The sequence below is a fragment of the Sphingobium sp. genome (assembly GCF_049304695.1).
Taxonomy (GTDB): Bacteria; Pseudomonadota; Alphaproteobacteria; order Sphingomonadales; family Sphingomonadaceae; genus Sphingobium.
The window spans coordinates 73,610-81,242 of sequence record NZ_JBAQOK010000020.1 but is presented as its reverse complement, the minus strand read 5'-3'; the positions used below and the strand labels follow the sequence as shown (position 1 = coordinate 81,242).

The 7,633-nt window shown below is 62.3% G+C and carries 6 protein-coding genes; all 6 read left to right on the top strand.

The window, feature by feature from the left end:
- Positions 1-147: 147 nt before the first annotated feature.
- The 6 genes from dnaG (at position 148) to WA070_RS03050 (ending at position 7,629) form a co-directional block, all read left to right on the top strand.
- Entirely contained in the window at positions 148-2,040 is a 1,893-nt protein-coding gene (gene dnaG, locus WA070_RS03075; RefSeq protein WP_422632699.1) for a DNA primase, read from the top strand.
- Between the two features lie 54 nt (positions 2,041-2,094).
- Positions 2,095-4,152 (top strand): RNA polymerase sigma factor RpoD, encoded by a 2,058-nt coding sequence (rpoD, locus tag WA070_RS03070; RefSeq protein WP_422632698.1) that lies wholly within the window; start codon positions 2,095-2,097, stop codon positions 4,150-4,152.
- 141 nt (positions 4,153-4,293) lie between these two features.
- Positions 4,294-4,974 (top strand): DUF6975 family protein, encoded by a 681-nt coding sequence (locus WA070_RS03065; RefSeq protein ID WP_422632697.1) that lies wholly within the window; start codon positions 4,294-4,296, stop codon positions 4,972-4,974.
- A gap of 113 nt (positions 4,975-5,087) precedes the next feature.
- Positions 5,088-5,933 carry an AAA family ATPase gene (locus WA070_RS03060; RefSeq protein ID WP_422632696.1) on the top strand — a complete coding sequence of 282 codons (846 nt, stop codon included), beginning with the start codon at positions 5,088-5,090 and terminating at the stop codon, positions 5,931-5,933.
- Between the two features lie 125 nt (positions 5,934-6,058).
- A complete protein-coding gene (locus WA070_RS03055) occupies positions 6,059-6,472 on the top strand; it encodes a GFA family protein (RefSeq protein WP_422632695.1) in 414 nt (137 codons plus the stop codon).
- Between the two features lie 89 nt (positions 6,473-6,561).
- Complete coding sequence (locus WA070_RS03050) at positions 6,562-7,629, top strand: hypothetical protein (protein WP_422632694.1); 1,068 nt, start codon at positions 6,562-6,564, stop codon at positions 7,627-7,629.
- Positions 7,630-7,633 lie beyond the last annotated feature (4 nt).

Here is a 7,633-nt window from a genome sequence, read left to right as displayed (position 1 = left end):
CAACCATCCGCGCATTTGAGTATGTAAGTCCAGAAGGCCATTTATCGAATATGCCTGAACCTGCTCCAGTGTCGAGCGTGGCGCGTCAGGTTTCTCGACTTCGCTCGAAACGAACGGCGGTTGTGAGCCAAATCCCGAGCACCACCCATGACCCTAACCCCGCAATGGCTGGACGAACTACGCGCTCGCACGTCGCTCTCCACCCTCATCGGCCGCACCATCAAGGTCACGAAGGCTGGCCGCGAATATAAGGCCTGCTGTCCGTTCCATAACGAAAAAACGCCCAGCTTCACGATCAATGATGAGAAGGGTTTCTACCACTGCTTCGGCTGCGGCGCGCATGGCGACGCGATCAAGTGGATGACGGACCAGCGCGGCCTGCCCTTCATGGAGGCGGTCAAGGAACTCGCCCAAGCCGCCAGCATGGACGTCCCCGCCGCCGATCCCCGCGCCGCCAAACGCGCCGAGCAGGCCAAGGGACTGCATGACGCCATGGCGTCAGCGCAAACCTTCTTCGAAGAACAACTGGCCGGGATCGACGGCGCGCAGGCCCGCGCCTACCTCACACAGCGCGGCATCAGCGACGCGACCCGCCGCGCCTTCGGCTTTGGCTACTCGCCTGATGCCCGCAACCGACTCAAGGCCGCGCTCAAGGATTATGGCGACCCGATGCTGGTCGAAGCGGGTCTGCTGATCGACCCTGACAGTCTGGAGCCGGGCAAGACCAGACGCGAAAGCTACGACCGTTTCCGGGGTCGCCTGATGCTGCCGATTCGCGACATTCGCGGGCGCACAATCGCGTTCGGCGGTCGCATATTGGGCGCAGGCGAGCCGAAATATCTCAACTCCCCCGACACGCCCCTCTTCGACAAGGGCCGCACCCTCTACAATATCGACCGCGCCTCCCCCGCCAGCCGCACGACCGGCCGGGTGATCGTGGTCGAAGGCTATATGGACGTCATCGCCCTTTCCCAAGCCGGGTTCGCCGACGCCGTAGCCCCGCTCGGCACAGCCCTCACTGAGCATCAGATCGAGCGGCTATGGAAAATGGTCGAAGTGCCGATCCTCTGCTTCGATGGCGATGCAGCGGGGCAGAAGGCCGCGATCCGCGCCGCCACCCGCGCCCTGCCCCTGCTGCGCCCCGGCCATAGCCTCGCCTTCGCCACGCTTCCGCCCGGCAAAGACCCCGACGACCTGATCCGCGCCGATGGTCCCGCTGCCATGGACGCCGTGCTCAACGCAGCGCAGCCGCTGGTCGATCGCCTGTGGACCCATGAACAGGCCGCCGCCCCGCTCGACACGCCCGAACAGAAGGCCGCGCTCAAACAACGGCTGGCCGCGATCACCGAAGCGATTGGGCACCCCGACATCCGCGCCCACTACGCCCACGCCTTTCGCCAGCGTTACGACGCGCTCTTCTTCGCTCGCCCCGCCTTCGTCCCGAACCAACGCGGCTCTGGCGCAGGCGGGCCGGGCAAATGGCAACGCGACCGGCGCGGCAACTGGAAAGCGCCGCTGGCGCCCGCCGGACAGGAAGTCCGCGCGATCGGCGCAACAGGCATGGAACAGCGGTTGCTGCGTGCGATTCTCGCCAGCCTGCTGCGCCATCCTCAGCAGATTATCGCCCATCGCGAGACGCTGGCGGGCCTCCATGTCGGCGACCCTGCGCTCGCCCAATTGCTCGCTGCGATGATTGCGGCGTCGTTTCGCAAAGAAACAGTTGAAACACAGGCACTCCTTACCATATTGGGACGAGGTGACTTGTATAATATGGCTAAGGGGATGCTCCGGGCCGACACGTTCACATTCACCCCGCATAAGATGGCGTCAGACCCCGATCGCGTGCAACGTGATCTGGAGGAAGCCATTCGTGTGATGGTGCAGGGACCGGAACTGGAAGCAGCACTGGTCGAAGCGACGAAACGCTTCACGAGCGATGTGAGCGAGGAAAATCTGGCGGAACAGCAACGGGTTCGCGCGCTGAAGGCAGAACATGACCTGCGGTTGGCGGAACTGGTGCAGTCCGAAGACATTGTTTGATTTAGGTTGATTTGGATCGTCCCTTATCAGGGGGCGGCGGAGTAAGGCGAGTAGATGGCGACCAAGGCGAACAGCAAGAGTGCAGCGGGTGCGGGCGACGGCGGTGATGAAGGCGGCGACGCCCCCCTGCTCGACCTCAACGAAGCCTCGGTCAAGAAACTGCTCTCCCGCGCCAAAAAGCGCGGCTACATAACCTATGACGAACTGAACGACGCCCTGCCGCAGGACCAGATGTCCACCGATCAGATCGAGGACGTGATGTCCGCGCTCAACGAAATGGGCGTGAACGTCGTTGAAAATGAGGAAGCGAGCGAGGACGGCGAAGAGCCGCAGCGCGACGACAGCGACGATGATTCGGCGGATGAAAGTTCCGACGACGACGGCCCGAAGCTGATTACCGAAAAGAAGAAGGAAACGGTCGACCGCACCGATGATCCGGTGCGCATGTATCTGCGGGAAATGGGCGCGGTCGAACTGCTCAGCCGTGAAGGCGAAATCGCCATCGCCAAGCGGATCGAGGCCGGTCGCGACACCATGATTCTGGGTCTGTGCGAAAGCCCGACCACCTTCAATGCGATCATCGAATGGTCCACCGCCCTCAACAATGGCGAAATGCAGCTGCGCGAGATTCTCGATCTCGACGCCATGCTGTCCAAAGACCCCGCTCCTGAAAATCTGGAGGAAGGGGCCGAGGACGATAATGGCGAGATCAGCGAAAAAACCGCCGGTCCCAGCTTCAAGGAAGAAGAAGAGCCGGAGGAAGAATCCGCCGACGCCGAAGAGGATGAGGATGGTTCGTCCGAACGGCGCGCTCGCCGGGTCGAGGAAGAAGAGGAAGAGGACAACACCCTTTCCCTCGCCCAGATGGAAGAAACGCTCAAGCCCATGGCGCTTGAGAAGTTCGCCCTCATCACCGAAATCTTCCGCGCTTTTTCCAAGGCGCAGTCCGAACGCATGAATGCGATGGGCGCTGGCGAAGTGATGAGCCAGGCGCATGAGGACCATTATCAGGAACTGCGCGAAAGCCTGACCGCGCAGGTCGAGAGCGTGCAATTCCACCAGCAGAAGATCGAATATCTGGTCGATCAGCTCTATGCCTATAACCGTCGCCTGACCGCCTTGGGTGGCCAGATGATGCGTCTGGCCGAACGGCACAAGGTCAGCCGCAAGGACTTTCTGGACCGCTATGTGAATCATGAGCTGGACGACGGCTGGATGGATCGCGTCGCTGGCGTGGACAAGAAATGGGCTGCCTTCGCCGCTGCTGAAAGCCGTGCCGTCGAGCGCATCCGCAACGAGGTGAGCGAAATCGCGCAGGCGACGGGCATGTCCTTGAGCGAGTTCCGCCGCATCGTGAACATGGTGCAAAAGGGCGAGCGTGAAGCGCGCATCGCCAAGAAGGAAATGGTCGAAGCCAATCTGCGCCTCGTCATCTCCATCGCTAAAAAATATACGAACCGTGGCCTGCAATTCCTTGATCTTATTCAGGAAGGCAATATCGGCCTGATGAAAGCCGTCGATAAATTCGAATATCGTCGCGGCTATAAATTCAGCACCTATGCAACCTGGTGGATCAGGCAGGCGATCACTCGTTCGATCGCAGATCAGGCGCGGACCATCCGCATCCCGGTCCATATGATCGAAACTATCAACAAACTGGTCCGTACCAGCCGCCAGTTCCTGCATGAGCAGGGCCGCGAACCGACCCCGGAGGAAATGGCAGAGCGTCTGTCCATGCCGCTGGAAAAAGTCCGCAAGGTGATGAAGATCGCCAAGGAGCCGATCAGCCTCGAAACGCCGATCGGCGACGAGGAAGACAGCCATTTGGGCGACTTCATCGAAGACAAGAATGCGATCATCCCGGTCGATGCCGCCATTCAGGCCAACCTGAAGGAAACGGTCACGCGCGTCCTTGCCAGCCTTACTCCGCGCGAAGAACGCGTCCTGCGCATGCGCTTTGGCATCGGCATGAACACCGATCACACGCTCGAGGAAGTGGGCCAGCAGTTCAGCGTGACCCGCGAACGCATCCGTCAGATCGAGGCGAAGGCGCTGCGCAAGCTCAAGCACCCCTCGCGCAGCCGCAAGATGCGCAGCTTCCTCGACCAGTAATCGCCATCGCATGCGATGCCAGAATAGGGCGGCCTCACGGGTCGCCCTTTTTTGTTTTACACGTAACGGCTCCTTTACCCTGACCTCTTAATCTACGTTGCAACACCGATCGGCGGACTGGACGAACAGGGAATTGCAGAAATGAGCGAAGCGGCACCGCGCTATCAGTTTGGCGACATATCGCATGTCCTGGAGGCGTTGGTGAGCGCCGACGGCACGGCGGCCCACGCCTATGCAAATCGCGCCAGCAGCGGTGTGGCCCGCGACGCCTTGCTCTCGCTCGGCGATCTGGCCGACGCGGCCTATTATCTCTGCATGCTGCATGGCCGTCATCCCGGCGTCATTGATCATGCCGCAACCCGATCCGCCGACAATGCCGCCCGCGTCTGGCTGATCGAGGCCGCCGACGCCTTTGCCGCCGAACGCGCCTATCTCGCGCAGGTCACGGTCGCCGCCGGTCCTGCCCCCAGCACGGCTGGCCAGAGCGATTGCGAAAGCACCGTGGGGCAACAACGCCACGCCCTCGATATGCTCGCCCAGTCCGACCGTCGCGGCTGCGCCATGGGCGCGGCCATGGCGCTGGTCCTCGACTGGCGCGCCGTGCGCCATGTGCTCGACATCGCCGCCGTCCGTGCAGGGTTGGAACCGCATCGCTGCCACCTGCCCGAACGCGCCGCCACGCTCGACGTCGCCCGTGCCGTGGGCGGCGACGACGCCATCGACCGCGCCATGCAGTTCGGCGCGCGCCAGCTTCTCAACCAGCATCGCGGCCTGTGGGACTTGCTCGCGGCTCGTGCGGACGTGCGCGCCCGCCAGAACTGATCCTTAGGGCGCGCTGATCGCACTTTGGCTAACCTTCGCTTTACGCACGCGCCTTGCGCCTGACGTTCGCCTTGCCTAGTCAGAGGACAGGTTAGGCAAGCGATTGGACCCATATGCGCTTTGAAGGCACGCGCGATTATGTCGCCACCGACGATCTGAAGGTGGCGGTCAACGCCGCCATCCTGCTGCGTCGCCCCTTGCTGGTGAAAGGTGAGCCGGGCACCGGCAAGACCGTGCTGGCGCAGGAAATCGCCACCGCGCTCGGCGCGCCGCTGATCGAATGGAACGTCAAATCCACGACCAAGGCGCATCAGGGTCTCTACGAATATGATGCCGTCGCTCGCCTGCGCGACGGCCAGCTTGGCGACCAACGCGTCCACGACATCGGTAATTATATCCGCAAGGGCAAGATGTGGGAGGCATTCACATCCCCCACCCTGCCCGTCCTGCTGATCGACGAGATCGACAAGGCCGACATCGAATTTCCCAACGACCTGTTGCAGGAACTCGATCGCATGGCCTTCCATGTCTATGAAACCGGCGAAACTATTGCCGCGCGCGAACGCCCGGTCGTCATCATTACATCGAATAACGAGAAGGAACTGCCCGACGCTTTCCTGCGTCGCTGCTTCTTCCACTATATCAAATTCCCTGATCGCGACACGATGCAGGCCATCGTCGACGTTCATTTCCCCGATATCCAACGAATATTGGTCAGCCGCGCGATGGATATATTCTACGAGATACGCGATGTGCCGGGCCTGAAGAAAAAGCCGTCGACAAGCGAACTGATCGACTGGCTCAAGCTGCTCCTGAACGAAGACATGCCGCTTGACGTCCTGCAAAACAGCGACCCCACCAAAGCGATCCCGCCCCTCCACGGCGCGCTGCTGAAAAATGAGCAGGACGTTATGATGTTCGAACGGCTCGCCTTCATGGCCCGGCGTCAGGGTCGGTAAGGCAGGATCACCAAACCCCGTTTGCATCACCCCGTTCGCTTCGAGCGAAGTCGAAAAGCCACAAGCGCTGCCCTGTATGTTTCCAGGCATGCTTGAAACGAACGGACTTTATCCTAGGATTGGCCATGCCCCACAACGCTCAATGCCTCTGCGGCTCCGTCCGCATCACGATCGACGCCGAACCCATGGCCGCCCGCATGTGCTGGTGCCGCCTGTGCCAATATCTGGGCGGCGGCGGATCGACGGTCAATGTCTGCTTCCCCTCCGATGCCGTCACAACCACTGGCGAAGTGCGCTGGCACGACAGTACCGCCGACAGCGGCAACGCCATGCAGCGGGGCTTCTGTCCAACCTGCGGCACGCCCCTGTTCAGCAAGGCCGAATCGCGCCCGCACCTCATCTTCATCCGCGCCGGCGCACTGGACGATCCCGGCCTCATCGCACCGCAGGCTGAAATCTGGACCGACGCCGCCCCCGACTGGGCGCATCATGACCCGGCCCTGCCCCATTATCGCGCACAAATCCCGGCGGCGACCTGAAAAGCGGCTTGCGCCGTCGTGCATTGTCTGTAGCCTTGTCCCAAACCAATCAACGCCGCGCAAAGACGGTGTGACCGGGACAGGATGCCATGCCAAAGCGCGCCAGCTTTCTCTTTTCAGCCCTCGCCACAGCCCTTTGCTGTGTCGCTACACCTGTGGTCCTCGCTCAGGAAATTGCCGCCGACACGGTCGAGGCATGGACGCCTGGCGACACCGCCATCCGCGCCACCGCTGCGGGGATCAGCCTGCCGCAAACCGTCGCCTCCCTGTCCCTGACCAAAAGCGGCGAAGTGTCCAACGGCGGGCGAGCCGTGGACAATTATGCGCAATATCTTTCCGAAGACGGCGCGGTGCAGGCCACGCTCTACGTCTATCTTCCCACCTATGCCGACGCATCACTCGCCGCCTATATGACCGACAAGGCGATCATGACGCGCTTTGGCACCCAGACGCGCCGCACCGCCTATGCCAGCACATCCGCAGCGGGCAAGGCCAACAGTGCCATCCGCGCTGTCTATGACGATGCTGCCGAAGGCGCGCTGACGACGGCGGCAGGCTTCGTCCATGCCGGGCGCTGGATCGTCAAGATCCGCGTCACTGGCCCTACCGCGCGCCGGGGCGAAGTTCTGGCCGGTCTCGACGGCATGCTGTCCAAATTGTCGCTGGACGACACCTCGATCCTCCACACCACGGCTCCTGCCAGCTTCGGCCACTGCCCCACCGCTCAGCAGGGCGACGCCCGCCTCAACAGCGTCGATCCTTCGCGGACTGCAACCTCGCTCGACACCCCGATGCCGCGCGAAGGCAAGGATGCGCTGTGCGTGCGCGGCACCGTGACCACGGCCGACGGCACCTACGACATGCTCCAGCAGAGCGGGCACAGCGACGGAACGATGATCGTGCCGATCGATGACAGCGGCACCATATTAGCCTTCGATCCCGCCTCGGTCGGCACGGGATATCAATTGTCGATCCACATGGTCGGCCAGACGGACCTCTATGGCGTTTATGATCGGCTCCCCAGCGCGCATCAGATCGCCGCCATCGTCGATGGCAAAGATCCCCAGACTGCGCAGGCCGAAGCCACCGTCGCCTATGGTGCCAATGGCCGCGCGACCATGGTCAGGGGCAAGACGTCCGTAGCCGCCGCCCGCTGACCCC